At 56.3% G+C, this 23945-nt stretch carries 20 protein-coding genes and 1 riboswitch; of the genes, 10 read left to right on the top strand and 10 right to left on the bottom strand.

From position 1 onward, the window contains the following. Positions 1 to 111 precede the first annotated feature (111 nt). The 3 genes from TH25_RS19710 to fsa form a co-directional block, all read right to left on the bottom strand. A complete protein-coding gene (locus tag TH25_RS19710; protein ID WP_114090004.1) occupies positions 112 to 1083 on the bottom strand; it encodes a tyrosine recombinase XerC in 972 nt (323 codons plus the stop codon). After that, positions 1062 to 1751, bottom strand: coding sequence for a DUF484 family protein (locus tag TH25_RS19705; RefSeq protein WP_114090003.1), 690 nt, complete (start codon positions 1749 to 1751; stop codon positions 1062 to 1064). Before TH25_RS19705 ends, TH25_RS19710 begins: the two co-directional genes overlap by 22 nt. Before the next feature lie 106 nt (positions 1752 to 1857). Further along, the gene (gene fsa / locus TH25_RS19700; RefSeq protein WP_114090002.1) at positions 1858 to 2514 is read right to left on the bottom strand and encodes a fructose-6-phosphate aldolase; all 657 of its coding nucleotides are present in this window, start codon (positions 2512 to 2514) and stop codon (positions 1858 to 1860) included. 135 nt (positions 2515 to 2649) lie between these two features. Here fsa and TH25_RS19695 point away from each other — a divergent pair, with 135 nt between their 5' ends. Then, positions 2650 to 4863, top strand: coding sequence for a primosomal protein N' (locus tag TH25_RS19695; protein ID WP_114090001.1), 2214 nt, complete (start codon positions 2650 to 2652; stop codon positions 4861 to 4863). 20 nt (positions 4864 to 4883) lie between these two features. Here the strand turns inward: TH25_RS19695 and TH25_RS19690 are convergent, their stop codons facing one another. Next, positions 4884 to 5732, bottom strand: a complete 849-nt coding sequence (locus TH25_RS19690; protein WP_258549234.1) for a substrate-binding periplasmic protein — start codon at positions 5730 to 5732, stop codon at positions 4884 to 4886. Between the two features lie 230 nt (positions 5733 to 5962). Between TH25_RS19690 and TH25_RS19685 the strand changes: the two genes are divergently transcribed. From TH25_RS19685 to atpC, 6 genes are all read left to right on the top strand, one after another. Continuing rightward, the gene (locus TH25_RS19685) at positions 5963 to 6259 is read left to right on the top strand and encodes a nucleoside triphosphate pyrophosphohydrolase family protein (RefSeq protein WP_114090000.1); all 297 of its coding nucleotides are present in this window, start codon (positions 5963 to 5965) and stop codon (positions 6257 to 6259) included. 480 nt (positions 6260 to 6739) lie between these two features. After that, on the top strand, positions 6740 to 7297 hold the full coding sequence (locus TH25_RS19675) for a F0F1 ATP synthase subunit delta (protein ID WP_114089998.1): 558 nt from the start codon (positions 6740 to 6742) through the stop codon (positions 7295 to 7297). Then, positions 7297 to 8829 carry a F0F1 ATP synthase subunit alpha gene (gene atpA / locus TH25_RS19670; protein WP_114089997.1) on the top strand — a complete coding sequence of 511 codons (1533 nt, stop codon included), beginning with the start codon at positions 7297 to 7299 and terminating at the stop codon, positions 8827 to 8829. The genes TH25_RS19675 and atpA overlap by 1 nt, the downstream gene beginning before the upstream one ends. A gap of 32 nt (positions 8830 to 8861) precedes the next feature. Further along, positions 8862 to 9758, top strand: a complete 897-nt coding sequence (locus tag TH25_RS19665; protein ID WP_114089996.1) for a F0F1 ATP synthase subunit gamma — start codon at positions 8862 to 8864, stop codon at positions 9756 to 9758. Between the two features lie 51 nt (positions 9759 to 9809). After that, complete coding sequence (gene atpD, locus TH25_RS19660; protein WP_114089995.1) at positions 9810 to 11228, top strand: F0F1 ATP synthase subunit beta; 1419 nt, start codon at positions 9810 to 9812, stop codon at positions 11226 to 11228. Between the two features lie 41 nt (positions 11229 to 11269). Beyond that, the gene (gene atpC / locus TH25_RS19655; RefSeq protein WP_114089994.1) at positions 11270 to 11674 is read left to right on the top strand and encodes an ATP synthase F1 subunit epsilon; all 405 of its coding nucleotides are present in this window, start codon (positions 11270 to 11272) and stop codon (positions 11672 to 11674) included. 140 nt (positions 11675 to 11814) lie between these two features. Here the strand turns inward: atpC and TH25_RS19650 are convergent, their stop codons facing one another. From TH25_RS19650 to TH25_RS19640, 3 genes are all read right to left on the bottom strand, one after another. Then, positions 11815 to 12261, bottom strand: coding sequence for a response regulator (locus TH25_RS19650; protein WP_258549233.1), 447 nt, complete (start codon positions 12259 to 12261; stop codon positions 11815 to 11817). Between the two features lie 605 nt (positions 12262 to 12866). After that, the gene (gene ccmI / locus TH25_RS19645; protein WP_114089993.1) at positions 12867 to 14159 is read right to left on the bottom strand and encodes a c-type cytochrome biogenesis protein CcmI; all 1293 of its coding nucleotides are present in this window, start codon (positions 14157 to 14159) and stop codon (positions 12867 to 12869) included. A 33-nt stretch (positions 14160 to 14192) separates the two neighbouring features. After that, positions 14193 to 16187: a heme lyase CcmF/NrfE family subunit gene (locus TH25_RS19640; RefSeq protein WP_114089992.1), complete on the bottom strand. Its 1995-nt coding sequence runs from the start codon at positions 16185 to 16187 to the stop codon at positions 14193 to 14195. A 169-nt stretch (positions 16188 to 16356) separates the two neighbouring features. Here TH25_RS19640 and TH25_RS19635 point away from each other — a divergent pair, with 169 nt between their 5' ends. Both TH25_RS19635 and thiC read left to right on the top strand, forming a co-directional pair. Continuing rightward, positions 16357 to 17367 carry a cation diffusion facilitator family transporter gene (locus TH25_RS19635; RefSeq protein WP_114089991.1) on the top strand — a complete coding sequence of 337 codons (1011 nt, stop codon included), beginning with the start codon at positions 16357 to 16359 and terminating at the stop codon, positions 17365 to 17367. A gap of 129 nt (positions 17368 to 17496) precedes the next feature. Beyond that, positions 17497 to 17624, top strand: a riboswitch (TPP riboswitch). Between the two features lie 141 nt (positions 17625 to 17765). Beyond that, a complete protein-coding gene (thiC, locus tag TH25_RS19630) occupies positions 17766 to 19583 on the top strand; it encodes a phosphomethylpyrimidine synthase ThiC (protein WP_114089990.1) in 1818 nt (605 codons plus the stop codon). Positions 19584 to 19675: 92 nt separating this feature from the next. Here thiC and TH25_RS19625 read toward each other — a convergent pair whose 3' ends face one another. Beyond that, positions 19676 to 20440 carry a PhoH family protein gene (locus TH25_RS19625; protein ID WP_114090021.1) on the bottom strand — a complete coding sequence of 255 codons (765 nt, stop codon included), beginning with the start codon at positions 20438 to 20440 and terminating at the stop codon, positions 19676 to 19678. A gap of 595 nt (positions 20441 to 21035) precedes the next feature. Between TH25_RS19625 and TH25_RS19620 the strand changes: the two genes are divergently transcribed. Further along, positions 21036 to 22631: a peptide chain release factor 3 gene (locus TH25_RS19620; RefSeq protein WP_114089989.1), complete on the top strand. Its 1596-nt coding sequence runs from the start codon at positions 21036 to 21038 to the stop codon at positions 22629 to 22631. Between the two features lie 164 nt (positions 22632 to 22795). On the opposite strand, the gene TH25_RS19615 is transcribed toward TH25_RS19620, so the two are convergent. Together TH25_RS19615 and TH25_RS19610 are read right to left on the bottom strand one after the other, a co-directional pair. Further along, entirely contained in the window at positions 22796 to 23116 is a 321-nt protein-coding gene (locus TH25_RS19615) for an AzlD family protein (RefSeq protein ID WP_114089988.1), read from the bottom strand. A 3-nt stretch (positions 23117 to 23119) separates the two neighbouring features. After that, positions 23120 to 23920 (bottom strand): AzlC family ABC transporter permease, encoded by an 801-nt coding sequence (locus TH25_RS19610; protein ID WP_114089987.1) that lies wholly within the window; start codon positions 23918 to 23920, stop codon positions 23120 to 23122. Between the last annotated feature and the right edge of the window lie 25 nt (positions 23921 to 23945).

Here is a 23945-nt window from a genome sequence, read left to right as displayed (position 1 = left end):
CAAAAGGGGAGCATTTTACAGGAATTCAACGCAAACGGGGTAAAATTGTTTCGGAAAACGATGGATTATATGTCCGAGATTGGCAAATTTCATTGCGATTTCATCGGAATTTCAACGGGCGCGCGGATGCGCCCCGCGATAAACCGCCATCAGGCGTTCGCTATCTACCGAAGTGTAACGCTGCGTTGTGGACAGCGATACATGGCCCAAAAGGTCCTGAATGGTGCGCAAATCCCCGCCCCCGGCCAGAAGGTGGGTGGCAAAGCTGTGGCGCATGGCATGCGGTGTTGCCGTTTCCGGCAGGTTAAGCAAGGCCCGAATGCGGCGCATTTCGCGCTGGGCAACCTGGGCAATCAGGCGTTTGCCCCGTGCCCCCAAAAACAGCGGATCCTGGCCGGTTTGGGTGTAGGGGCAGGCGCTTAGATAATCGTCAATCGCCTCGATCACCACGGGCAACACCGGTACCAGGCGTTGTTTGTTGCCTTTGCCGGTTATGACCAGCGATGTGCCTTGCGGGCGCTGGTCGTAATTAAGGCTTAGGGCCTCGGCAATACGCAGGCCGCAGCCATAAAGCAGGGTAAACAGGGCGAGGTTGCGCTTTGCCAGCCACGGGTCGTCCTGAAAGGCTCCGGCATTGTCGATTACGGCCATTGCATCTTCGGGGGTAAGTGGCTTGGGGACCGATTGTGCCTGTCTTGGATTGCGGATGGTGGTAATGGCGGCATTTTGGCCCCGGCCGGTGCGGTCGAGAAAGCGATAGAAATTGCGTAGTGTCGATAACGCCCGTGCGGTGGAGGATTTCGCCATGTCGGTGGCATTGCGATGGGCAAGCCAGCTTCGGAAATCGCGCGGGGTGAGGGATAACAGCGTTTCAAGTGTGGGCGCACCGCCGCGATGCTGGTCGATAAAGGCGAAAAACGCATAAAGATCGACCAGATAGTTTTCGGTGGTGTGGTTCGAGGCACGCCGTTCGCTGCGCAACCATTGCAACCAGACATCGACGGTCTGGCGGGTATCGCCAGGCAGCGTCAGGGCGGTTAGCGCGCTTGAGGGTTTGCCTTTCAGGCCGGGTTGGTCAGCCATCGACGCACACCAAATTCAATCACGGATGACAGAAACAGGATCAGATCCGCCCCCTGGGCCGGGCTGAAATAGCCGGGTTCGGCAACGCCAAAGGCCACCAGCCCGACCGGATCGTCGTAAAACGGGGCCAGGCGCACAAGGGCAGCGGAATTGACGATATCGGCCTTGGGGCCAAAAATGGCTTCGTCGCCCGCATGTTCGGGCACCAGCCAGACATCGTGATCTTCGCCCAGCACCTGATCAACGGCACCCTGTGTCAGACGGCGCACGCGGCCGCCACAACGCGGTACCGGGTTATCGGGATGTTCTTCAAAACAGATGGAAATGCAATCGAGATCCAGAAGTTGCGGCACCAGATCCTGCAAGGCCTCGACAAAGGTTTCAAACCCGCGCGCATTGAGAAGGGCCAGAACCGCCCGGTGAATGCGTTGCTGGGTTTCGAGGTTGGATTTGGAGATATTGATCAGTTCGCTGGTGGCACCGCGCAGCCGGTCGCTTTCGGCACGCAGGCGTTCGACGATATATTGCTGCATGTCGGCCACACCCGAGCCATGATGGCGCACCGGCATTTCCAGACTGTCGAGAAGTTCGTGGCGGTGTTTGAAGAAGTCAGGATTTTCTGCAAGATATTCGGCGATATCTTCGGCGCGCAAAGCAGTTTTGTCCATGTGTCCCGGCAGTCTGTTGTCATATAAAAAACCCGGCTGCCACAATGGGGGCAACCGGGTTAAATGCTGATTAAAGGGGGCGTAAAAATTACCCGCCGTTAAATCCTTACAGGATCGACTGACCGGTTTTGGCCCAGTCGGACAGGAAGGCTTCCAGGCCCTTGTCGGTCAGCGGGTGTTTGAACAACTGACCGAGAACCTGCGGCGGGATGGTGACGACATCGGCACCCAGACGGGCCGAATCGACAACATGTTGCGGGCCACGGGCGGAGGCGACCAGCACTTCGGTTTCCCAGTTCGGGTAGTTGTTGTAAACTTCGCAAATGTCGGCAATCAGTTGCATGCCGTCGCTCGAAATGTCGTCCAGGCGGCCAACGAAGGGCGAAACATAGGTGGCACCGGCTTTGGCGGCCAGAATGGCCTGACCGACCGAGAAGCACAGCGTGACGTTGGTTTTGATGCCTTCGTCGGTGAAGGTACGGCAGGCTTTCAGCCCGTCCGGGGTCAGCGGCAGTTTGACGACAACATTATCGGCAATCGCGGCCAGCTTGCGGCCTTCGGCGATGATGGTGTCATAGTCGGTCGCGGCGACTTCGGCGCTGACCGGGCCATCAACAACGTCGCAAATTTCCTTGATCAGGTCGATAAACGGGCGGCCAGCCTTGGCAACCAGCGACGGATTGGTGGTGACGCCGTCTACCAGGCCAGATTTGGCAAGTTCGCGGATGGCGTCGATGTCGGCGGTGTCGATGAAGAACTTCATTATAATTCCTGCTGATGAAGACCGTTGTTCGAGGATGCAGATTACTGCTATTGGCTGTGGGACCGTATTTACCGGCTAAACCGGACCTTGTGCGGTTCGGATCACGCCAGCCTATCGTGACGGGGTTTATAATATATGTGCGCCGCAAAGGCCATAACGGGAAATCTGTTTGAACGTCGCACGGTGTCCGTGCTGGCTCCCCTGCCATTGGCGGGGCCTTATGACTATGCCCTTCCCGAGGGGCTGGATGTTGCGCCGGGCGATTTTGTCGAAATTCCCCTGGGACGTCAAACCCAGCGTGGTGTTGTCTGGGGCAATGCCACGGGCGAGGTGGACCCGGCCAAGCTGCGCGATATTTACGGGGTGCTGCCAGCTGCACCAATGCCTGCGGTAACACGCCGCTTCATCGATTGGGTCTCGGCCTATACCCTGAGCCCGCAAGGGGCTGTTTTGCGCATGGCGATGAGTGTCAGTGACGCGCTTGATGCGCCCAAACCGGTTTTTCGTTTTGGGCTGGCGCATGGCCTCACCGAGTCGCAGGCCAATATTCGTATGACACCGGCGCGCAAACGCATTCTATCGCTGCTGGCCGATCACCCGTCGCTGGAGCAGGCCGATATTTTGCAGGAAACCGGCACCACTGCCAGCGTGCTCAAGGGGCTGGTGGAGGCAGGTATGGTACGGCGCGAACAGGTCGCGCCACCATCGCCCTTTGCCCTGCCGGATTTATCCATCCCGCGCCCGGACCTGTCGGAAGATCAGGAAAAGGCTGCCGATCTTTTATGTGAAAAGGTCGCGGCAGGCGGGTTTTCCACCATTTTGATTGATGGTGTCACCGGGTCAGGCAAGACCGAGGTTTATTTTGAAGCCGTGCGCGCCGCCCTGGCCCAGGACAAGCAGGTTTTGGTGCTGCTGCCCGAAATTGCCCTTTCGGCACAGTGGTTGCAGCGGTTTCGTGACCGCTTTGGCGTAGAACCGGCACTTTGGCATTCCGAAGTCGGGCAGGCGCGACGGCGCGAAACCTGGCGCGCGGTGGCCGATGGTTCTGCCCGGTTGGTGGTTGGGGCGCGATCTGCCCTGTTTTTGCCCTATCGTGACCTTGGCCTGATTGTGGTGGACGAAGAACACGAACATGCCTTCAAGCAGGAAGATGGTGTGATTTATCATGCGCGCGATATGGCCGTCGCCCGCGGGCATTTGGGGGGATTTCCGGTGATGCTGGCATCCGCGACACCCTCGCTTGAAACTCTGGCGAATGTGGAAGCCGGGCGGTATGAAAGTGTGGTGCTGGGCCAGCGCCACGGGGTTGCCGTGTTGCCCAGTGTCGAGATTGTCGATATCCGGGTGGATAAACCCGAACGGCAACGCTGGATCACCCCGACCCTGAAACAAAGGCTGGTGGAAACCTTTGAGGCCGGTGAACAGGCGATGCTGTTTTTGAACCGGCGGGGATATGCGCCCTTAACCCTGTGCCGGGCCTGCGGGCATCGTTTTCAGTGCCCCAATTGTACCGCCTGGCTGGTGGAGCATCGGGCCTGGGGCAAGTTGCAGTGTCATCATTGTGGATATTCGGCCAAAATCCCCGATGCTTGCCCGGCCTGCGGGGCGGAAGAAAAACTTGCCCCCTGTGGCCCGGGGGTGGAACGCCTGTATGAAGAGGCCATCCAAACCTTCCCGGATTTGAAAGTCGAGGTGGCGACATCAGACAACATTGCCGGGCCCAAGGCGGCCGCCGCGCTGGTGGAGCGGGTGCACAACCATGAGGTTGACCTTTTGATTGGCACCCAGATTTTGGCCAAGGGCTATCATTTCCCCATGCTGACGCTGGTCGGTGTGATTGATGCTGATTTGGGGCTGGCGGGCGGGGATTTACGTGCTGCAGAGCGGAGTTATCAATTGTTGACCCAGGTGGCAGGGCGTGCGGGGCGTGGGGAGCGACCGGGCACCGTGCTGTTGCAAACGGCGGACCCGAATAACCGAGTGATCAAGGCGATCGCGGCGGGCGACCGCGAGGCGTTTGACAAGGTCGAGCTTTCGGAACGGATGAAATACGGCATGCCGCCGCATGGCAAGCTGGCAGCCCTGATTGTTTCCGGGAAAAAGGAAAACGAGGTTGATGAAGCCGCCTGGCGGATTGGCCGGGTTGCACCGCGCGGCGAGGGTATTGTGGTACTGGGCCCGGCTCCGGCGCCGCTGTCATTATTGCGCGGGCGCTTCCGTCGGCGGTTTTTGCTGCGCACCGATAAATCGGTCAGGGTGCAGGCAGTGATCCAGGATTGGCTCAGCCGGGTGAAAACGCCGGGCAGTGTGCGGGTGCAGGTCGATATTGACCCCTATAGCTTCATGTAGGCCTGTTTGTTCTGTGTCTGTTACTGCGTGCTGGTTTGTGGGCCTGTCAGGCTTTGGTGTGCACCCTCAATACGGTTGGGGCCAATATAGTGTGCAACGATTGCCTCCAGTCGGCCATCTTCGCGCATTTCGCGGATGATTTCGTCATATCGGCGCAGGAACAGGGCCTTGTCGGGATAAACGGAGGCTCGACTGAAGGGGTTATAATAACGCGCGCGCCGCAAGGGGTGGGGCAAAAACGCGATTTTGTTGCGCCATCCTTTTTGCACGGCACTGTAAACGGTTGTCAGGTAGTTGACCGGCACCACATCGACCCTGTTTTCCAGGAGCATCGGGATTAACAGGTCGTTGCGGGCAACCGTGATGATATCGAGATCCGATTCCCAGAAGGCTGGTGTATAGGAATATCCTGCCGCTGCGCCAATACGATAGGGGGCGAGATCGTCGAGCGTGTCATAGTGAATATAGTCCCGGTCCGCAGCGCGAACGGCAAATCGCCAATCCAGCGAGATATGCGATTCTGCGGGATATAAAAGATACTTCTCGCGCGTATCATTGCGCGAAAGGCTCATGACAATGTCGGATTCCCCTGTTTCGGCATTGCGCAGCAGGCGTCGGCCACTATCGACAAAACGAAAAACATAGTCATCGATGCCCATTTCGCGCAGCACTTCGGTCAGGATGTCAACATCAATGCCCTGGGGTTTTCCGAAACGGGACCATTTTAACGGGGGTTCTGCGAGACCTTCAATGACAAGCGTGTGCGCGTGGCTGGCACGCGGCAATAAAGCAAGGCATCCCAAAAGGATCATTGCCATGATATGGAAGGCAAATCGATGTAAGGTGATGTCGTCGAACCCGTCTATCACAATGGTGGTTCCCGGCTTTCTATCAATTGCTTATTACCTATACTTTTAGAAGATATAAAGAGCAAAAGTATTAAGAATCGACGGCATATGACGATTGATTTGCTGCGTTGCGCTACGAGTTTGTGCCGGTATTTGCTGTGATGCGGGCCGGGGAAAGCATGATTACCCGGTGCATTTTTTCCGGTATGACAATGGTTTATGCCCAGGAAAGAGTGTTTTGAGGAGGCAGCATGGAAAAAGAAAATCAGGCTACAATTTGCCGGTGGGCGGAGGAAACCTTTGGCCCGGTGGCTGATCCGGTGGTGCTGGTGGATCGCGCCATGATGGAAATGCAGGAATTGCGTGCGGCGGTGGCGGAAAACGACGTGACGGAGGTTGGCCGGGAAAGTGCCGATGTCATGATTTTGCTTCATCGGCTTGTTGATCAGTTCGGCCTGGATTTGCAGACACAGACCGATGCCAAAATGGCGATTAACCGCAAACGTGCGTGGCAGTCCAAGGGCGATGGTACCGGGTCGCATGTTTGATTTTGTCTGCGATCACGTGCTGGGGCCGGGGTGCAGGAAAATGGTTACGGATTCCCGATCACGAAATCTTTTTAAAGGAATCGACCAAGGGTGCATTTTCTTGGGCAAAATTTTCCCGCCCAGGTTGGCGATTATGTGTGTTCGTTCACACTTGCGTCGAGGGTGATCGGGGTGAATGGCATAATTTTGCCTGAATCTTCGAGATTCGCGATGAATTGGTCGCGCATTGGGCAAAAAAGCACGATTTTCATAGGCGGGAACCATGCCGGGTGAAGGGCAAAAAGCCGCGATTTTTCAAGGATGATGGCCCCGGAATGAAATGAGTTGCCAAAGTCGTGACAATTGCGGTTGCGCGGGGGTTGCTCCTTACTGGGACATGTGCTACCAAACGCTCGCTTCCCGAAGGGCCATCTCTTCGGGGGATCATTTTTTTATATGTATCCGAGTCGTTCTCATAACCAGAATTGAGGGCTTTCACCGGTGTCCCAAAATACTGCCGCGACCGGGCTGCAAGGACGTTATGCAACTGCACTTTTTGAGTTGGCCTCCTCGGCTGACCAGCTTGATGTGGTGAAAGGCGATCTTGAATTGCTCGACCAGGCCATCGTCGAAAGCGATGATCTGCGTAATGTGCTCCGTAGTCCCGTGATTTCCCGGGATGTGCAGGCGAATGCTATGGCAGCCCTTCTTGACAAGCTCGGTATTTCCGAGCTGACCAAGAAAACGGTTGGCCTTCTGTGTCAGAAACGGCGCCTGTTCGTCCTGCCGGGCGTAATCAAAGCTTACCTTTCCATGCTCTCCGCCCATCGTGGCGAAGTGACCGCCCAGGTGACTTCGGCGACCGCGTTAAAGGACGAGCAGATCGAAGCCGTTACCGGCGCTCTTAAGGAAGTAGTCGGTGCCACTGTTAAAGTGGACCTGAATGTCGATCCGGCGGTTCTTGGCGGCCTTGTCGTCAAGGTCGGTTCCCGGGTTTTTGATGCCTCGCTTCGTACCAAATTGCAGAAGCTCGAGCTCGCTATGAAAGGGGTTGCGTGATGGAAATCCGCGCCGCGGAGATCTCCGCTATTCTCAAGGATCAGATTGCCAATTTTGGCGCTGAAGCCGAAGTGGCCGAAGTCGGCCAGGTTCTTTCTGTTGGTGACGGTATTGCCCGTGTTCATGGCCTTGACAATGTTCAGGCTGGTGAACTGGTCGACTTCCCCGGCGGAATTAAGGGCATGGCCCTGAACCTGGAAGAAGACAATGTCGGTATCGTTATTTTCGGTTCTGACCGTACGATCAAAGAAGGCGACCAGGTAAAACGTACCGGCGCCATCGTTGACGTGCCGGTTGGCAAGGAACTGCTGGGTCGCGTTGTTGACGCGCTGGGCAATCCGATTGACGGCAAGGGCGACCTGAAGGCGTCCGAACGCCGCCTTGCTGACGTCAAGGCACCGGGCATCATCCCGCGTAAATCGGTTCATGAACCTGTCCAGACCGGTATCAAGTCGATCGACTCGCTGATTCCGATCGGACGTGGCCAGCGTGAGCTGATCATTGGCGACCGCCAGACCGGCAAGACCGCCATCATCGTTGACACCATCCTGAACCAGAAGCCGGTGAACGACGCCGCTGCTTCTGACAGCGACAAGATGTTCTGCATCTATGTTGCTGTTGGTCAGAAGCGTTCGACCGTTGCCCAGGTGGTCAAGGTTCTTGAAGAGCGTGGCGCGATGGAAAACACCATCATCGTCGCAGCGACCGCTTCGGACCCGGCACCGATGCAGTTCCTGGCACCGTTCGTTGCCTGTGCAATGGGTGAATATTTCCGCGACAACGGCATGCACGCCACCATCTTCTATGATGACCTGTCCAAACAGGCTGTGGCTTATCGTCAGATGTCGCTGCTGCTCCGTCGTCCGCCGGGACGTGAAGCCTTCCCGGGCGACGTGTTCTATCTGCACTCCCGTCTGCTGGAACGTGCGGCCAAGATGAATGACGAAAACGGCGCTGGCTCGCTGACCGCTCTGCCGGTTATCGAAACCCAGGGCAACGACGTTTCGGCCTTTATTCCGACCAACGTGATCTCGATCACCGACGGTCAGATCTTCCTTGAAACCGACCTGTTCTACAAGGGCGTTCGCCCGGCTGTGAACGTGGGTCTGTCGGTTTCGCGTGTGGGTTCCTCGGCACAGATCAAGGCAATGAAACAGGTTGCCGGTTCGATCAAGCTCGAGCTCGCCCAGTATCGTGAAATGGAAGCATTTGCACAGTTCGCATCGGACCTTGATCCGGCAACCCAGAAGCTCCTGGCCCGTGGCGCGCGTCTGACCGAGCTGCTCAAGCAGCCGCAATACTCGCCGCTCAAGGTTGAAGAGCAGGTTGTCGTGATTTATGCCGGTGTTAAAGGCTATCTCGATGCGATCTCTGTTTCGCAGGTCCGTGCGTTTGAAGAACAGTTCCTCTCGGAAATCCGTTCTGCTGGCGCAGACATTCTCGATGCGATCCGCACCGAAAAGGTCCTGTCGGCTGACAGCGAAGCAAAACTGAAGGCGTTCCTCGACAAGTTCGCGAAGACCTTCGCGTAAAAGTCTGAACTTTAGGCGAAGGAGGAAACGCAATGGCTAGTTTGAAGGACTTGCGCTCGCGCATTGCCAGCGTCAAATCGACGAGGAAGATTACCTCGGCGATGAAGATGGTGGCCGCGTCCAAGCTCCGTCGCTCGCAGGATGCAGCCGAAGCAGCCCGTCCCTATGCTGAACGCATGGGGACGATGCTGGGACGGCTTGCTGCTGCGGTTGGTGGTTCGCAGGGAGCGCCGAAACTGTTGTCGGGGACCGGCCGGGAAGACACCCATCTGATGGTTGTTTTCACCGCTGATCGTGGTCTTTGCGGCGGTTTTAACGCTTCGATCGTCAAGGCGGCCCGTGCGAAAATTCGCGCACTGAAAGCCGACGGCAAAACGGTCAAGATTATCTGTGTTGGCCGCAAGGGTGCCGATGCCCTCAAACGCGACAATGGCGATGCGATTATCGCGCGCTATTCCGGTATTGAAGGCAAAAAGGGAATTGATTTTTCCGAGGCTTCCGCGGTTGCAGACAAGGTTCTGGAGCTGTTCGATAACGGCGAATTCGACGTTTGCACGATTTTCTACAACAAATTCGTGTCGGCGATTTCGCAGGTGGTGACAGAACAGCAACTGGTTCCCTTTGCCGGTGAGGCACAGGAAGACAACCAGGAAGCTGACGGAAAAGGTGCTTCGGCGATTTATGAATATGAACCGTCGGAAGAAGCCATTCTGGCAGACTTGCTGCCACGTAATGTTGGCGTCCAGATTTTCGGGGCCATGCTGGAAAGCAGTGCTTCGGAACACGGTGCGCGGATGTCCGCAATGGATAACGCAACCCGCAATGCCGGCGATATGATCGACCGACTGAGCATCCAGTATAACCGCTCACGTCAGGCGCAGATCACCAACGAACTGATTGAAATCATTTCCGGCGCCGAGGCTTTGTAAGCGGGTCGCAGGAACTAACGGATAGATTTGTCCGAGCAGGAGACAATACCTATGGCGAACAAGAAGGCGGGGAAAATTTCCCAGGTGATGGGCGCCGTCGTCGACGTTAAATTCGACGGCGAATTGCCGCCCATTCTGAACGCGCTGCATGTTGACAACAACGGTCAGCGTCTGGTTCTCGAAGTTGCACAGCATCTTGGTGAAGGTGCCGTCCGTACCATTGCTATGGACACCACCGAAGGCTTGCAGCGTGGTCAGGAAGTCATTGATACCGGCGATGCGATCTCGGTTCCGGTTGGTCCGGAAACCCTGGGTCGTATTCTGAACGTTATTGGCGAGCCGGTTGACGAACGTGGCCCGGTCAATGCGAAAAAGACCTCTCCGATTCACCGTGAAGCCCCTGAATTCACCGAACAGTCCACCGACACCGAAATCCTTGTGACCGGCATCAAGGTCATCGACCTGATCGCACCGTACACCAAGGGCGGCAAGATCGGTCTGTTTGGCGGTGCTGGCGTGGGTAAAACCGTTCTCATCATGGAACTGATCAACAACGTGGCAAAAGGCCACGGTGGTTATTCGGTTTTCGCTGGTGTTGGTGAACGTACCCGTGAAGGGAACGACCTCTATCATGAAATGATGGAATCGGGCGTTATCAACCTCGAAGGGGACTCCAAGGCCGCACTGGTTTATGGCCAGATGAACGAACCCCCCGGAGCCCGTGCACGTGTTGCTCTGACCGGTCTGACCCTCGCGGAATATTTCCGTGACGAAGAAGGCCAGGACGTTCTGTTCTTCGTGGACAACATTTTCCGCTTTACCCAGGCTGGTTCGGAAGTGTCCGCCCTTCTGGGTCGTATTCCTTCGGCAGTGGGTTATCAGCCGACGCTCGCAACCGACATGGGTGCGCTGCAGGAACGTATTACCTCGACCAAAAAAGGGTCCATTACCTCGGTCCAGGCCATTTACGTCCCGGCTGACGACTTGACCGACCCGGCACCGGCAACCTCGTTTGCCCACCTGGATGCGACCACCACGCTGAACCGTCAGATCGCCGAGCTCGGCATCTATCCGGCCGTGGACCCGCTTGACTCCACCTCGCGTGCGCTTGACCCGGGTGTGATCGGTAAAGATCACTATGAAACCGCCCGTGAAGTTCAGCGCGTGCTGCAGACCTACAAGAGCCTGCAGGACATCATCGCCATTCTCGGCATGGACGAACTGTCTGAAGACGACAAGCTGATCGTGGCCCGTGCCCGCAAGATCCAGCGTTTCCTCTCGCAGCCGTTCCATGTTGCTGAAGTCTTCACCGGTACTCCGGGCGTGTTCGTTCAGCTCGAAGACACCATCAAGGCATTCAAGGCCATTTGCGCTGGTGAATATGACCATCTGCCCGAACAGGCATTTTACATGGTCGGCACCATCGAAGAAGCCGTCGAGAAAGCCAAAAAGATGGCCGAAGCTGCCTAAGGCAGCTTCGGTCCCCCTCCGGGTAAGGAGCGAGGACTGTCATGACTGATACGACTGTACTGGAACTTGTTTCACCGTCTGCCCTGCTCAAATCCGAGCCGGTCGAGATGGTTGTCGTTCCGGGCACGGAAGGGAACTTTGGTGTACTGCCCAAGCATGCACCGCTGATCTCGACCATTCGTCCGGGCGTCATTGACATCTATATGGGTGGCAAGGTTTCGGAACGCATTTTTGTAGCTGGCGGTGTTGCCGAGGTTAACCCCGAGCGTTGCACCATCCTGGCGGAAGAAGCCGTTTCAATTGCCGACATCAAGGCAGATGAAGCACAGACCCGTCTGGAAGCCGCAAAGGCAGCGTTCGAGGCTGCAAAGACGCCTCACGAAAAGGCCAATGCCGAACGTGATGTTGAAATTGCCGCTGCACTGATCACCGCCTTGACGAACTGATCGGTTGCATTGTTTTAAAAAGGGCCGCTATCAAACGATGGCGGCCCTTTTTGTGTGACAACCGGGCACTTGTTAAGTGTTTTTGCCGTTTGAAGCGCCTGCACGCGATTGATTGTTGTTATTTTGGCGGTATTTCGTGATTATGAAGGCGTAAGTGCCGTATCGAGCCAGAAGGTTTCGATCATTTTCATCAGATCGATAAATTCAATGACATCGACCGGTTTGCGCAAATAGCAATTGGCCCCGGCGGCATAGCACAGATCGACATCGCGTTCGGCGGCCGATGTAGTGAGTACGATAACGGGGATGCTGGACGATGCCGGGTCATTGCGGATTTCACGCAGCATTTCGCGGCCATCCTTGCGCGGCATGTTCAAATCCAGCAGGATAAGCTTTGGTCGTGGCGCATTGCGATATTGTCCGTCCTGCTGGAGAAATTGCAACGCGGTGATGCCATCCTTGACGTGATGCAGGTTCACCGGACGGGAAAATTCCTTGAGGGCTTCCTCGACAAGGCGTGCATCACCGGGATTATCTTCTATCAGCAATAAATCGCTTGCCGTTTTTACCGATGACATGCTTCTCATGTTTTATTATCCTTGCGAACAAGCCCTGTACCCCGGAAAGCTAGTATCAGCCTAAACTAGACTATAGCATCGCCGAATATTTATAGGGTAACCGTTTTTGATTGTCGTTTTCAATTTAGTCGCTAAGTGCCAAAAGACGACTTTTTTTCGCTTTTATGAAATAAAAGTACGAAATACGTGCAGGTGAAAGATGCTTTTTTTCATTCGGCATGTCTGAGGCGTTTTAAAACAGGTCCCCTTATACGGAGGGTTTGCTTGTACCTTGCAGGAGTCGTATCGACAGCTACTGCAGGAACTCCTGGTCGATCCAGCCCTTTTCGGTTGATACAGTTTGGGGCGCGTTGGGTACAGTTTGACAAGGTATAACCCGCAGGATCCCCGTTCAAACCGGGGACGAAGACGAAGCCGAAACGACGACAAACACCACCCTTTGGGCCGGTGCATCTTTGGCCCCCACAGCGTTCAGACTCTTTGATCCCGGCACTGTACGGCTGTACGATCTTCTTCTGGCGGGACAGAAAAAGACACTTGGCAAAACGCGTCATTCCATATGATGGAAGCGTGTCTGAAACCGGATCGTTTTGCAGCAATGAAGGCGATGTTGCCTAATTGGTGGTCAGTCCCACCTGGTCTGCCAGGGCGGCAAGCTGGGCCAGGGCCGGTTTGTTGTCTTTAAGCGCAGTTTGCGCCTGTTGATAACTTTCCTGTGCCTTGTCTTTCATGCCCATGACCATATAGGCGCGCATCAGCCGTGCCCATCCATCGGGGTCTTGCGGGTTTTCCGCAAGCTTTGATGCAAGCCGGTCGACCATGCCTTCAATCATTTTGCGGCGTTCTTCGGGTGTCATCTCGGCGGCGGCCTTCATATCCTCCTGCGAGGGGCCGGCATTGCCGGCAATCGCCGGGGGTGTCGTGACAGAAGGCAGTTTTAACCGGCCAGAGATGTCAATGCCGCTGGCGGTTGCCGTCTGTTCGATCTGGCGAACAACCAATGGCAACCAGGAGGCATCGGCCGGGGCGCTGTTTGCCAGCGCAATCCAGCGTTCCAGGGCGGCCTGGGTCTGGCCCTGTTGCAGGTCGGCCACGCCAAGGTAAAAGGCGATACGCGGGTTATGATTGCCCGATTTTGCCGCTTCTTCCAGGGCGCCCCGGGCGGCTGCCGTGACCTGGCCGTCGCTGGCACGAATAATGGCCTCTGCATACATGGCAAGATAGGCCCCGTCACGATTGGAGAGTTTAACGGCTTCCAGAAAGGCGGTTTGGGCCTCCTGCGGGCGGTTCAGCGCCATCAGGCTGTTACCCAGCATTTCCCAGTTTTCAATATTGCCGGGATTTTGGATCAACTTGTTTGACAGGTCGGCAACCGCCTTGCGCAGGGCCTGTTCGCGTTCGTTATTTTGCAGCCGGGCATTTCGCGCTGCCAGGATTTCGTCGCTACGCTGGGCAATCGGGCGGTCGGGCAGGGCTGGGTGGCCCAGATCAAGATAAAGCCCCAGCCCGCCAATCAGGCTGATTAATATCAGGGCAACGGCCACCGGCCGGGCAAAGGTACCGGTTTTTTTGCCGGTGCGTTTTTTTGCCCGCGCCTGAATGCGCTGGTCGGTGGCTAGAATCCGGCGCTGGACCTCGATCCGGGCGGCATCGGCCTGTTCGGCATTTAACACGCCGCGTTCGATGTCGCGGTTAATTTCGGCAAGCTGGTCGCGGTAAACGCTCAGGTCCCGTTGCAATTCATCCTGGTCGGACAGGTCGGACCGGGTAGAGGATGGCACGGTTTTCTGATCAGCGGTTTCATCCCCGGCGGCGGACGAACCACGACGGGTTCCAGCCATAACAGGCCACAGCACATAGCCTGCAACAGCCAGGGTAACGAGGGCAAAAACAATCCAGACGGTCATGGGTAAAGGGTATCCTGTGTTCGTTTTTGCCGGTTATTCGGCCGGTTGGGCCGTCGGGCCGGTTTTGGCGGCTTTTTTGCGCGACCGGTTGGGCGCTCCCACGCGATAGCGCCGGTCCGAGAGCGACAACAGGCCACCCGCCACCATTATCAGTCCACCAACCCACATCCAGGGGATCATTGGTTTGATGTAAAAGCGCGTGACCCAAGTGCCATTGTCATCCGGGTCGCCCAGCACGGCATAAACATCGCCGATGAAACCCGATTTGATGGCGGCTTCCGTCGTTGGTTGGCCTTCAACGGTATAGATGCGTTTTTCAGGGGCAAGAATGGTGGTTTTGTCGCCCGGATGCTGGACCGTGATATGGGCCTGACGCGCCATATAGTTTGGTCCCTGAACTTCCTTGATGTCATCGAGCGTAAAGGTGTAGCTGCCAACCTTGACACTGTCGCCAACCGCCATTGCCTGCACGCTTTCGGTTGTCCAGGCCTGGGAGCCGGTGATTCCGGCAATAACGATGGCGACCCCGGCATGGGCCAGCATCATGCCATGTGCGGAACGCGGCAGATTGCGCATGCGACGAAAACTGTTACCCAATGGTTCGCGAAACAGTTTGATCCGTCCGGCCCATTCCAGAAGCGAGCCGACAAACAGCCACACTGCCAGCCCCATGCCAAACAGGGCAAAGGCCGGACCACCCGATAGCCAGTACGTTACCAGAACTGTCACCACGACAATGGCGATGGCCAGTTTCAGTTTACCAATGGCGACAAACAAATCGGCCCGTTTCCAAGGCAGGAAGGGACCAATGGCCATCGCAATGATCAGCGGCGTCATGATCGGCACGAAGGTGGAATCAAAAAAGGGCGCACCGACCGAGATTTTTTCGCCGGTCAGGGTTTCCAGAAACAGCGGATAAAGCGTGCCCAAAAACACCATTGCTGCGGCAATGGAAAGCAGCACATTGTTAAAGACCAGTGCCCCTTCGCGCGAGATCGGCTGAAACAGCCCGCCGCCCTTAAGGGTGGGCGCACGCCAGGCATAAAGCGCAAAGGACCCACCAACCGACAGGGCCAGCAGGGCCAAAATGAAGATGCCGCGTTTCGGGTCGGTCGCGAAGGCATGAACCGAGGTCAGCGCGCCCGAACGCACCAGAAAGGTGCCGAGCAGCGAGAAGGAAAAGGCAATAATGGCAAGAAAGATGGTCCAGCTTTTAAGCGCATCGCGTTTTTCAACCACAATGGCCGAATGCAAAAGTGCTGTTCCCGCCAGCCACGGCATGAAGGATGCGTTTTCCACCGGGTCCCAGAACCACCAGCCGCCCCAGCCCAGTTCGTAATAGGACCACCAGGAGCCAAGGCCGATGCCCGCAGTCAGAAAAACCCAGGCTGCCAGTGTCCAGGGCCGGACCCAGCGTGCCCAGGCCGGGTCAACCCGCCCTTCGATCAGGGCGGCAACGGCAAAGGCAAAGGCAACGGAAAAACCGACATAGCCCAGATACAGGAACGGCGGATGAATGGCGATGCCCGGGTCCTGCAAAAGCGGGTTCATCCCCTGGCCGTTCAACGGCGGATTGGCAATGCGTTCAAAAGGGTTGGAGGTGAGCAGGATGAACAGCAAAAATCCAACCGCGATCAACCCCATAACGCCAACCACACGTGCCAGCAGGCTGGGTGGCAAATTGCGACCAAAGGCCGAGACCGCCGCACCAAACAAAGCCAGGATCATGACCCATAGCAGCATCGAGCCTTCGTGATTGGCCCAGACCCCGGTGATTTTATAAATGAGCGGTTTGGCGGTATGGCTGTTTTCCACCACATTAAGAACCGAAAAATCGGACGTGACATAGGCATATGTCAGCGCGCCAAAGGCAAAAGCGATCAGAACAAAGCTGGCGATCGCGGTCCGCGGGGCCACGCGCAGCAGCGCGGCATCATTGCGGGCGGCGGCCAGAAAGGGCACGGTAGACTGTGCAAAGGCCATCGCCAGCGCCAGTACGAGGGCATAGTGTCCGAGTTCAACGATCATGGGGGCGTGCGCGTCCTTTATATTCAGGTTCGAGCCGGTATAATGTGTGATGCAAAGTTTGGAAACCTTGCGGAATATCAAATTTGCGCTATTTGCACGGGCACATTAAATAGAATTATTATATACACCCAGTTTGAGTGCCAAATCAGCCACACCGAAGGGTCGTACAATGAACCAATGTCCCGTTATCGACATTGCACAGCGGGAAATGTGGGCGCGTCGGGCAACCACGGCCTCCATTATCATCGCTGCGACCCTGATCGTTATCAAGGCGATTGGCTGGTTCATGACCGATTCGGTCAGTCTGCTTTCCTCGATGATTGATAGCATGCTGGATATCGGGACGTCCGTGATCAACTTCATGGCGGTGCGCAGTGCCTGGCGCCCGGCGGACCATGACCACCGTTTTGGGCATGGCAAGGCGGAACCGCTGGCCGGGCTGTTTCAGTCCGCGTTCATGCTGGGCGCGGCGGTGCTGGTGCTGGCCGAGGCGTCCTCGCGCCTGATGGACCCGCAACCGATGCGCCTGGCGAATGAAGCCATCTATATTATGGTGGCGTCGCTGGTGATGACGATTGGCCTGGTTTTGCTGCAACGCAAGGCGATGCGGATGTCCGGTTCAATGGCGGTCGAGGCCGATTCGCTGCATTACAGTTCGGATATTCTGGCGAACGCGGCCGTGATTGTGGCCCTGTTGATGGTGGGATCGGGCTTTTTGTGGGCCGACCCGGTGATTGGCGGCATTGTGGCGCTGTTTCTGCTTTATTCGGCAGGCAAGGTGGGCCGCGAGGCCGTATCAGTGCTGATGGACAAGGAGCTGCCCGAATCCGACAGTCAGCGCATTATTGAACTGACCATGAAACACAAATCTGTGATTGGTATTCATCGCCTGCGCACCCGGTCATCGGGCGTGCATCGCTTTGCCGAGATCGAACTGATCATGGATGGCGGTATGCTGATGCGCGAGGCGCATACCATTTGCCATCAGGTGATGGACAGCATTCGGGGTGAATATCCCGACCTGGATATTACCATCCATCCCGAACCGCCAGAAGACATCCATCTGGATGAATTCAACGGCTATACCGAGGACCCGGAATTCTGGCATGCCGCGCGGGCGCGCAAGGTGGGCATGGATGACATTCCCGTTTCCAATAGCGAACTGGCAACCGGGCGCTAAACGCAGCGTCTTTTTCCCGGTGCATATTATCGTCTGTTGTCTGGCGCCGATATCGGGGCCAGTGATGTTTCCGTCATGCCGCCTTCATGCGGGCGATTGACAGTTCTTCTTTAAATTGCAATCCTCATTCCCGATCACCTGGGGGGCCCTGGCAAGGGGCTGAGATTCTGCTGGGTAAAGTTTTTGGCTTTACGCGTAGTGACCCTTTGAACCTGATCCAGTTCGTACTGGCGTAGGGATGGTGCAGATGCCCCAAACAGGGGCGCTGGTAACGGTTTGACGGGCACATATACCGCGCTTTTGCGGGAAATGGCGATTTTGGATCGTTAGCGGGGAATAATTTCATCTGAAACCTGACGCGGAACTGGGTCTCCATTGCAAACGCAAAGGAGCCTTTGATGCCTGCCTTTAATCCTGACGTTAAAATTACCTGTGGTGCCCTGCCGGCATCGCAGAAAATTCATCTTTCCGGTGTGTTGCACCCGCAATTGCGGGTGCCCATGCGTGAAATTTCGCTGCATCCCACGGCGGGCGAACCCCCGGTGCGCGTATATGACGCATCGGGCCCCTATACTGACCCGAATGTGGAAATAGATATTCGCAAGGGTCTTGCGCGCCTGCGTCATGGCTGGATCAAAAATGGTGACGATTTTGAACGTTACGACGGGCGCAGCGTGCAAGCCGTTGATAATGGTGGCGCCGAGGGCACCCGCCACGCGGTTGAGCCTTTTCCCGTAAGCCACCGGCCCATGCGCGCCGCCCGTAACGGCACCATGACCCAGCTTGCCTGTGCGCGGGCCGGCATCATTACCCCGGAAATGGAATTTGTCGCCATTCGCGAAAATCTGGGTCGGATGCGCGCCAATGCCGGGCAGGTGCAGGATGGCGAAAATTTTGGCGCTGCCGTGCCCGATTTTGTCACGCCCGAATTTGTCCGTGATGAAATTGCCCGTGGCCGCGCCGTGATCCCCGCCAATATCAACCATCCCGAGGCGGAACCGATGATTATCGGCCGGAATTTTCTGGTCAAGATCAATGCCAATATCGGTAATTCGGCGGTGACATCCTCGATGGAGGAAGAGGTCGAAAAAATGGTATGGGCCACGCGATGGGGGGCCGATACCGTGATGGATCTGTCAACGGGGCGCAATATCCACAATATTCGCGAATGGATTATCCGCAATTCGCCAGTGCCGATCGGGACGGTGCCGCTTTATCAGGCGCTGGAAAAGGTTGGCGGCATTGCTGAAGATCTGAGCTGGGAGGTGTTTCGCGACACATTGATCGAGCAGGCCGAACAGGGCGTGGATTACTTTACCATTCATGCCGGGCTGCGCCTGCATCATATTCCGCTAACGGTGGAAAGGGTAACGGGCATTGTCTCGCGCGGCGGGTCGATCATGGCGAAATGGTGCCTGCATCATCATCGTGAAAGTTTTTTGTATGAGCGGTTTGCCGAAATTTGCGAAATCTGCCGGGCCTATGATGTGACCTTCTCATTAGGCGATGGTTTGCGCCCCGGCTCCATCGCCGATGCCAACGATGCCGCCCAGTTTGCCGAACTGGAAACTCTGGGCGAACTGACCCGCATCGCCTGGGATCACGATTGCCAGGTCATGATCGAGGGGCCGGGCCATGTGCCGATGCACAAGATCAAACACAATATGGACAAGCAACTGGAAGTATGTGGTGAAGCACCGTTTTATACGCTGGGCCCGCTAACCACCGATATTGCACCAGGATATGACCATATTACATCGGGCATCGGGGCGGCGATGATTGGCTGGTTTGGCACGGCGATGCTGTGTTACGTCACACCAAAGGAGCATCTGGGGCTGCCGGACCGCGATGATGTGAAAACCGGGGTGATCACCTATAAAATTGCTGCCCATGCCGCCGACCTTGCCAAGGGCCACCCGGCAGCGCGCATTCGCGATGATGCCCTGTCGCGTGCCCGGTTTGAATTTCGCTGGGAAGACCAGTTCAATCTGGCGCTGGACCCGGAAACGGCCCGGTCTTTTCATGATCAGACCCTGCCCAAGGAAGCCCATAAGGTGGCGCATTTCTGTTCCATGTGCGGGCCGAAATTTTGTTCCATGCGGATATCCCATGACATCCGTGCCGATGCGCAAAAAGAGGGCATGGCAGCGATGGCGGAGAAATACCGCGATGGCGGCGACCTTTACATGGCAAAGGAAACGGCGGATCTGCCGTGATCAGCCATAACGGCACATAAAAGAAAAAGGGCGGCCCGGATGACCGGGCCGCGCTGTTAGTGATTGTTTCTGTCGTGCGACGGCCTGAAAACCTAAAGCACGGTCAGCATGCTGGCGACCAGCGGGTGGCGGACAATATCCTTGTCGCGGAGCTGCACGCAGGCAATATCCTCGACATGTTGCAATCTGTCCGACATTTCCGAGAGGCCGGAAAGTTCGGGCAGAAGGTCGGTCTGGTCGGGGTCGCCGGTCAGGATCATGGTGGAATTCCAGCCCAGGCGCGTGACCAGCATTTTAAGCTGCCCGTAGGTGCAGTTTTGTGCCTCGTCAATCACGACAAAGGCATTGTTCAGCGTGCGGCCGCGCATATAGCCAATTGGTGCAATTTCAATGGTGCCGTCTGACAGATAGGTGCGCAGGCGTTTGGCCCCCAGCCGGTCATTCAACGCATCATAAAGCGGGCGTAGATAGGGGGCCATTTTGGCCTCTACATCGCCGGGCAGAAAGCCGATATTTTCGCCCGCTTCAACAGCCGGGCGGGCCAGAACAATGCGGGCAATGTCCCCGGCATCAAGCGCCTCGACCGCCTTGGCAACCGCGATATAGGTTTTGCCCGTGCCTGCCGGGCCCAGGGCCAGGACCAGGTTGAAATTGTCAATCGCCTCCATCAGGGCAGCCTGGTTTTCGCTTTTTGGCCGGATATGGTGGCGGAAACTTTGATCGCGTTGTGATGGTGGAACATTCTGGCCCTGCTCTGCCAGGGGGTCCCAGCCGGATTTGTCACCATCGAACAGTTCGTGGATGTTGCTGTCTGCCTGTTGCGGACGGCTCCGACGGCGTGCTGCGCGCTTACCCATGATGATCACCTCGCGATTTGAAACTGCCAAAACCGGAAAAGTCCCCATTTCGGTTTGACGGTTTACGTTGTGCAAAAAGTAAAACGCGCCATTCCAGTGCAGGAAAGGCGCGCGAACTATCTTCATCGTGCAAAAAGTAAGAGGACGGTCTAGGCAACTGGCCGGATCCCGATACTGGCTGTATCCGCGATCCGGGGGGAGAAAAGATACGATGTGAGACGCTGATTTGCGGCACTCGTTTGTCCCCTGTTAAGCCCGGCTCATGACCGGACACAAGAATCCTACGCCCGCTTTACGGGGCTTGTCATCCTTTTTTGCATTGTTAAATTTGAATGAATCTGGAAAATCACTGATTTCAAATGTTTATCTTGCAGTTGCGAAGGCAAAAATTGCTTCACTGCGGCATGATCGTGCAAACGGATAGGGAAAAGATCGAATTTTTTGCCCGATTTGCTCCGGGGTTGCATCGTGTCGGTATCGTTTTTGGCGCCTAACAGCGTGCTTCATGTCCGATATGATGATTTCATTGTGGTAACGCGGCCAAAAATCGCTACAGTGCGCCGCAATTGAATGTGTCAGGATAATTGGAACTACCATGTCGTCGATCGACCAACAGGTTTCGCGCCGCCGGACCTTTGCCATCATTGCCCACCCGGATGCGGGTAAAACGACACTGACCGAAAAGCTGTTGCTGTTCGGGGGTGCCATTCAGATGGCCGGTGCGGTGAAGGCGAAAAAGGAACAGCGCGGTGCACGTTCGGACTTTATGAAGATCGAACAGGATCGCGGTATTTCCGTGTCCTCGGCCGTGATGACCTTCGAGTTTGAAAAGAACATCTTCAACCTGCTTGATACGCCGGGCCACGAAGACTTTTCCGAAGATACCTATCGCGTGCTGACCGCAGTGGACAGCGCGGTGATGGTGATTGACGGTGCGAAAGGTATTGAGTCCCAGACACGCAAGCTGTTTGAAGTTTGCCGTCTGCGTGATGTGCCGATCACCACCTTTGTCAATAAACTTGACCGCGAAGCCCGTGATTCGTTTGAACTGATTGACCAGATCGAACAGGATTTGGCGCTTGATGTATCGCCAGTAACCTGGCCGATTGGCTCGGGCCGGGATTTTCATGGCTGTTATGATCTGGTCAATGACCAGCTTCTGTTCATGGAAAAAGGCGGTAATGTCGTCAAGGATGCCATTCCGATCAAGGGGCTGGATGATCCGAAGCTGGATGAACTGATCCCGGATTATCTTCTGGAAAAGCTGCGCGAAGAAATCGAAATGGTGCGCGAAATCTGCCCGCCTTTTGATTTGCAAAGCTATCGCGAGGGGCATCTGACGCCGGTTTTCTTTGGATCGGCGGTCAATAATTTTGGCGTGCGCGAACTGTTGCGCGGACTTGGCGATATCGCACCGCCCCCGCGCCCGCAGGAAGCGGCAACCCGCATGGTGGAAGCCGTCGAACCCAAGGTGGCGGGGTTTGTGTTCAAGGTACAGGCCAATATTGACCCCAACCACCGGGACCGTATTGCCTTTATCCGCCTGTGTTCGGGCCATTTCAAACGCGGTATGAAGCTTAAGCATGTGCGGGCGGGCAAACAGATGGCGGTGCATAATCCGATGCTGTTTTTTGCCAATGAACGCGACATTGCCGAAGAAGCCTGGCCGGGCGATATTATTGGCATTCCCAACCACGGCACGTTGCGGATTGGCGATACCCTGACCGAAGGCGAAGATTTGCGCTTCCGTGGTGTTCCGGCCTTTGCGCCTGAATTGCTGCAAAAGGTGCGCCTTGATGACCCGTTAAAGGGCAAACATCTTCAGCGTGCGTTGGAACAATTGGCCGAAGAAGGCGCATCACAGGTGTTCAAGCCGATGATGGGGGCGGACTGGATCGTCGGTGTGGTCGGGCAGCTTCAGTTCGAGGTGTTGAAAGAACGCATCGCGGCCGAATATGGCATCAAGGTGCATTTTGAACCGACCCCGGCCTATGCCGCGCGCTGGGTAATGTGTGATGACCCGGTGGAAATGAAAAAGTTCCGCGATGCCAACCAGTCGGCCCTGTTCGAGGACCATGACGATACGCTGGTTTTCATCGCGCGTAACGCCTGGCACCTTGAAACCACCGAACGCGACTGGCCGAAATGCAAATTTGAAGCCACCCGCGAGCAGAATATGGTTGCGGCGTAAAACACGCGATTAAGCCTGTTATGATAGTTTGAAAAAAAACCGCCCGGTTCATGTCGGGCGGTTTTTTGTTATGTGATTATTGCAAAAAAAAGCCGCCAGATCGCAGAACTGGCGGCTTCGTGTCACGGGGGAAGCGTGACACGGGGAGACTGACGGGTTGAGCATCAGGCTCCGAAAAAATAACGTCCTGCCGCAACCAGCCCCATACCGGCGATCATGGCGGCAAAGAGGTTGCGGGTCATGATCATGGCAAGCAGGGTGGCTGTCGCACCGACAATGCCGATCAGCCCGGCGGAAAGCGCGCTGGGCACCCAGACGGAAATTAAAACAGCACCGGGTAGACGTTCCAGCACATGGGCCCAGCGGCCGGTTTGGGGCAGGCGGTCTGCCATTAAAAGCCCACCCAGCCGCATGCCATAGGTCACAACGGCCATGCCAAGAATGGTCAGCACGGCTTCGGGGGTGAAACTGGTGAAATCGGGCATGGTTTATTCTCCGGCGCGCGATGAAAAGCGGGGATCGTCGGGGTTTGGCACATAATCATCGCCTGATACGCCTGTTGCCGATGATGTGACGATTTCAGGCTGGGCGGATGTGTCGTTATCGCCCTTCCAGGTCAGGGCGGAAACCACCACACCGGCCCCGGCCCCGATAAGGATCGACCAGGTGCCGGGCAATAGATAATGCCCGATGATGGCGCCGATGGCCGCCGCGACCCAGGGCAGCAGGTCTTCCCGGCCTTTCCACATGCCAATGGTCAGGGCGGCGAAAATGGCGGTAAAGGCGAAATCAAGCGCATAGACATTGGGGTCGGGTATGCCGCCTGCCAGCAGATAGCCAATGGTGTTGCCGCTGCCCCAGACCACGCCAAGGAACATGCCGCCGCCCAGCAAAAAGCCCGGTATGGGCGTTTCCTTTTGCGCCATTGTCATGGCCCAGTTTTCATCGGCCACCATGTGCATGGCACAGATTTTAACCCACAAGGGCCGCCCGCGAAAAACCGGGCGCAATGATGCGCCGATCAGGACATAGCGCAAATTGATGATCAGGGTGGCAACAATGATGGTGAGGGCGGGAATGGTTTCGCGCCACAGATCAACCGAGACAAACTGGGCGGAGCCGGCAAAGACCGTGAGGCTCATGAACAGCAATTCGCCAAGGCCAAGCCCGCGCTGGGTGGCAAGCACGCCCAGAACCGCGCCGAAAATAAAGGTACTGGGCAGCAGGGGCAGGCAGGCAATGGCGCCGCGCCGGATGGCCTCGGCGGAGAAATGGGGGCCGCTTGACATGATAATTCCCGAACTGTTTCCTGAT

Origin of the sequence: Thalassospira profundimaris, from assembly GCF_003326755.1 — a bacterium.
GTDB classification, from domain to species: Bacteria; Pseudomonadota; Alphaproteobacteria; order Rhodospirillales; family Thalassospiraceae; genus Thalassospira; species Thalassospira profundimaris_B.
The sequence above is the reverse complement of the archived record's forward strand: the minus strand, read 5'-3'. Positions and strand labels throughout refer to the sequence as shown.

What these genes read in the sequence shown, in the direction of transcription:
- TH25_RS19710 (WP_114090004.1), bottom strand. Translation starts at nt 1,083, where the DNA reads ATGGCTGACCAACCCGGCCTGAAAGGCAAACCCTCAAGCGCGCTAACC.
- TH25_RS19705 (WP_114090003.1), bottom strand. Translation starts at nt 1,751, where the DNA reads ATGGACAAAACTGCTTTGCGCGCCGAAGATATCGCCGAATATCTTGCA.
- fsa (WP_114090002.1), bottom strand. Translation starts at nt 2,514, where the DNA reads ATGAAGTTCTTCATCGACACCGCCGACATCGACGCCATCCGCGAACTT.
- TH25_RS19695 (WP_114090001.1), top strand. Translation starts at nt 2,650, where the DNA reads ATGTGCGCCGCAAAGGCCATAACGGGAAATCTGTTTGAACGTCGCACG.
- TH25_RS19685 (WP_114090000.1), top strand. Translation starts at nt 5,963, where the DNA reads ATGGAAAAAGAAAATCAGGCTACAATTTGCCGGTGGGCGGAGGAAACC.
- atpA (WP_114089997.1), top strand. Translation starts at nt 7,297, where the DNA reads ATGGAAATCCGCGCCGCGGAGATCTCCGCTATTCTCAAGGATCAGATT.
- TH25_RS19665 (WP_114089996.1), top strand. Translation starts at nt 8,862, where the DNA reads ATGGCTAGTTTGAAGGACTTGCGCTCGCGCATTGCCAGCGTCAAATCG.
- atpD (WP_114089995.1), top strand. Translation starts at nt 9,810, where the DNA reads ATGGCGAACAAGAAGGCGGGGAAAATTTCCCAGGTGATGGGCGCCGTC.
- atpC (WP_114089994.1), top strand. Translation starts at nt 11,270, where the DNA reads ATGACTGATACGACTGTACTGGAACTTGTTTCACCGTCTGCCCTGCTC.
- TH25_RS19650 (WP_258549233.1), bottom strand. Translation starts at nt 12,261, where the DNA reads ATGAGAAGCATGTCATCGGTAAAAACGGCAAGCGATTTATTGCTGATA.
- ccmI (WP_114089993.1), bottom strand. Translation starts at nt 14,159, where the DNA reads ATGACCGTCTGGATTGTTTTTGCCCTCGTTACCCTGGCTGTTGCAGGC.
- TH25_RS19640 (WP_114089992.1), bottom strand. Translation starts at nt 16,187, where the DNA reads ATGATCGTTGAACTCGGACACTATGCCCTCGTACTGGCGCTGGCGATG.
- TH25_RS19635 (WP_114089991.1), top strand. Translation starts at nt 16,357, where the DNA reads ATGAACCAATGTCCCGTTATCGACATTGCACAGCGGGAAATGTGGGCG.
- thiC (WP_114089990.1), top strand. Translation starts at nt 17,766, where the DNA reads ATGCCTGCCTTTAATCCTGACGTTAAAATTACCTGTGGTGCCCTGCCG.
- TH25_RS19625 (WP_114090021.1), bottom strand. Translation starts at nt 20,440, where the DNA reads ATGGGTAAGCGCGCAGCACGCCGTCGGAGCCGTCCGCAACAGGCAGAC.
- TH25_RS19620 (WP_114089989.1), top strand. Translation starts at nt 21,036, where the DNA reads ATGTCGTCGATCGACCAACAGGTTTCGCGCCGCCGGACCTTTGCCATC.
- TH25_RS19615 (WP_114089988.1), bottom strand. Translation starts at nt 23,116, where the DNA reads ATGCCCGATTTCACCAGTTTCACCCCCGAAGCCGTGCTGACCATTCTT.
- TH25_RS19610 (WP_114089987.1), bottom strand. Translation starts at nt 23,920, where the DNA reads ATGTCAAGCGGCCCCCATTTCTCCGCCGAGGCCATCCGGCGCGGCGCC.